The organism is Citrobacter sp. wls826 (assembly GCF_005281245.1).
GTDB lineage: Bacteria > Pseudomonadota > Gammaproteobacteria > Enterobacterales > Enterobacteriaceae > Citrobacter > Citrobacter braakii.
The window spans coordinates 12,317-14,915 of the sequence record NZ_SZWS01000012.1; the positions used below are offsets into that span (position 1 = coordinate 12,317).

The 2,599-nt window shown below is 54.3% G+C and carries 3 protein-coding genes and 1 pseudogene; 2 read left to right on the forward strand and 2 right to left on the reverse strand.

Annotation, left to right across the window (positions count from 1 at the left end):
* Together FDW87_RS21405 and FDW87_RS01070 are read right to left on the reverse strand one after the other, a co-directional pair.
* Nucleotides 1-299: DUF2919 domain-containing protein (locus FDW87_RS21405; protein ID WP_252362929.1), on the reverse strand; the 299-nt coding region annotated here is incomplete at its 3' end.
* On the reverse strand, nt 286-711 hold the full coding sequence (locus tag FDW87_RS01070) for a GNAT family acetyltransferase (protein ID WP_003038048.1): 426 nt from the start codon (nt 709-711) through the stop codon (nt 286-288). The genes FDW87_RS21405 and FDW87_RS01070, both read right to left, overlap by 14 nt.
* Nucleotides 712-922: 211 nt before the next feature.
* Here FDW87_RS01070 and amiA point away from each other — a divergent pair, with 211 nt between their 5' ends.
* Both amiA and hemF read left to right on the forward strand, forming a co-directional pair.
* The gene (gene amiA / locus FDW87_RS01075; protein WP_016153942.1) at nt 923-1,792 is read left to right on the forward strand and encodes an N-acetylmuramoyl-L-alanine amidase AmiA; all 870 of its coding nucleotides are present in this window, start codon (nt 923-925) and stop codon (nt 1,790-1,792) included.
* A gap of 56 nt (nt 1,793-1,848) precedes the next feature.
* Nucleotides 1,849-2,599 (forward strand): annotated as a pseudogene (gene hemF, locus FDW87_RS01080) (oxygen-dependent coproporphyrinogen oxidase); the annotation flags it as partial.

Here is a 2,599-nt window from a genome sequence, read left to right on the forward strand (position 1 = left end):
AGTTGAGCGAGGATCAGTAATCCTCGCAGCCAGCGCCATACCACCGGAAATGCAAAGCGTCGCCCGCTGAGTAAAAATGCCAATACCGCAGGAACGCCGGGAAGCAAACCCAGCCAGAAAGCGTCGTGATCGGGATAAAACAGATTCAGCAGCGTGTTGCCCTGCTCACGGGAAGAACCGGCAATCACAAACAGAACCCAGGTGCGCGCCTGCAGCAGCAGCACGCACCAGAAGAGAAAAGGCAGGCGCAGACGCCCATGAGCGTCATAGTCGGCCGGATGAAACTCAGTACTCTTCATCTTCGATCAAACGCTTGCCCAGATTGAGTACATCCGCATGTTCATAGCCCAGACGTTCATACATACCCTGTACGACGTCATTATCGTCACGCACCATGATTTGAATCTTCGGACAACCGCGGGCAATGAGCTTTTTCTCCAGCCGGTTGAGCAGCGCATTGGCAATGCCGCGACCGCGAAACTCAGGATGCACGCCCAGGTAATAGGCCGAGCCGCGATGCCCGTCATATCCGCCCATCACCGTACCGACCACCTCGCCATTCACTTCAGCGACCAGGAACAAGCTGACGTCATGATTGACTTTACGCTCAATGTCCATTTCAGGGTCGTTCCATGGACGCAGCAAATCACAGCGCTCCCAGAGGGTGATCACCTCTTCGAAATCTTCCTGGCGAAAAACGCGTATTTCCATGGTATTGGTTACCTTTTCAGGACGTTAAAAAGCGATTATGGCGCGAACGGCTGATTTAGCCAATATCTGACGCGAAGCGGCGGAAAAAATGGCATAATACGGAATTGTCACGTATTGAAATGAAAAGTAAAACAATTCTTATCCCGATCCGTCGCAACGGACAACGCGATACGATATAACGTTTAGAACCTTTTTTTACAACTCAGGCCGTATGAGCACTTTTAAACCACTAAAAACACTCACATCGCGCCGCCAGGTGTTGAAAGCCGGGCTGGCCGCCCTAACGCTGTCAGGCATGTCGCAAGCCATCGCTAAAGAAGAAGCGCTTAAGACCAGCAATGGACACAGCAAACCGAAAGCGAAAAAAGCCGGCGCTAAGCGCGTTGTTGTCCTTGATCCGGGTCACGGAGGGATTGATACAGGCGCAATTGGTCGCAATGGGTCGAAGGAAAAGCACGTGGTACTGGCGATTGCCAAAAACGTGCGCTCGATTCTACGCAACCAGGGGATTGATGCGCGCCTGACGCGCTCCGGCGATACATTTATTCCGCTTTACGATCGCGTCGAGATCGCTCATAAGCATGGCGCTGACCTGTTCATGTCGATCCACGCCGACGGTTTTACCAATCCGAGCGCTGCAGGTGCGTCGGTCTTTGCGTTGTCCAATCGCGGTGCCAGTAGCGCCATGGCGAAGTATCTGTCCGATCGTGAAAACCGGGCCGATGAAGTGGCCGGGAAGAAGACCACCGATAAAGACCATTTGCTGCAGCAGGTGCTGTTCGATCTGGTGCAAACGGATACCATTAAAAACAGCCTGACGTTAGGCTCGCATATTCTCAAGAAGATCAAGCCGGTACATCGTCTTCACAGTCGCAGCACGGAACAAGCCGCCTTCGTGGTGCTAAAATCACCATCAATTCCGTCGGTACTGGTCGAAACCTCGTTCATTACCAACCCGGAAGAAGAACGTCTGCTAGGTACGGCGGCATTTCGCCAGAAAATCGCCACCGCTATCGCCAATGGCATCATCAGCTATTTCCACTGGTTTGATAACCAGAAAGCACACTCGAAGAAACGTTAACCATGAAGCCCGATGCACAGCGCGTAAAACAGTTCCTGCTCAGCCTGCAAGATGATATTTGCCAGCAGTTATCCGCCGTAGACGGCGCCGAGTTTGTTGAGGATAACTGGCAGCGTGAAGCAGGCGGCGGCGGGCGCAGCCGGGTGCTGCGTAACGGCGGTATTTTCGAGCAAGCGGGCGTCAACTTCTCCCACGTTCACGGCGAGGCAATGCCGGCCTCGGCTACCGCCCATCGCCCCGAGCTTGCGGGACGCAGCTTTGAGGCCATGGGCGTCTCGCTGGTGGTACATCCGCAGAATCCCTACATTCCGACCAGTCACGCCAACGTGCGATTTTTTATCGCGGAAAAACCGGGCACTGACCCGGTCTGGTGGTTTGGCGGCGGCTTTGACTTAACGCCCTACTACGGCTTTGATGAGGATGCGGTTCACTGGCACCGCACGGCGCGAGATCTGTGCCAGCCGTTCGGCGAAGACGTTTATCCCCGTTACAAAAAGTGGTGCGATGACTACTTCTTCCTCAAGCATCGCAACGAACAGCGCGGCATTGGCGGGCTGTTTTTCGATGATTTGAATACGCCGGATTTCGACCACGGCTTCGCCTTTATGCAGGCGGTAGGTCAAGGCTATACCGAAGCGTATCTGCCCATCGTTGAGCGCCGCAAAGCAATGAGCTGGGGCGAACGTGAACGCAATTTTCAGCTTTACCGTCGCGGACGCTATGTGGAATTTAACCTGGTGTGGGATCGCGGCACGTTATTCGGTCTGCAGACCGGCGGCCGTACGGAATCGATTCTGATGTCGATGC

Bases quoted from the DNA above. Each gene is read 5' to 3' on its own strand.
- amiA (WP_016153942.1), top strand. From the start codon at position 923: ATGAGCACTTTTAAACCACTAAAAACACTCACATCGCGCCGCCAGGTG.
- FDW87_RS01070 (WP_003038048.1), bottom strand. From the start codon at position 711: ATGGAAATACGCGTTTTTCGCCAGGAAGATTTCGAAGAGGTGATCACC.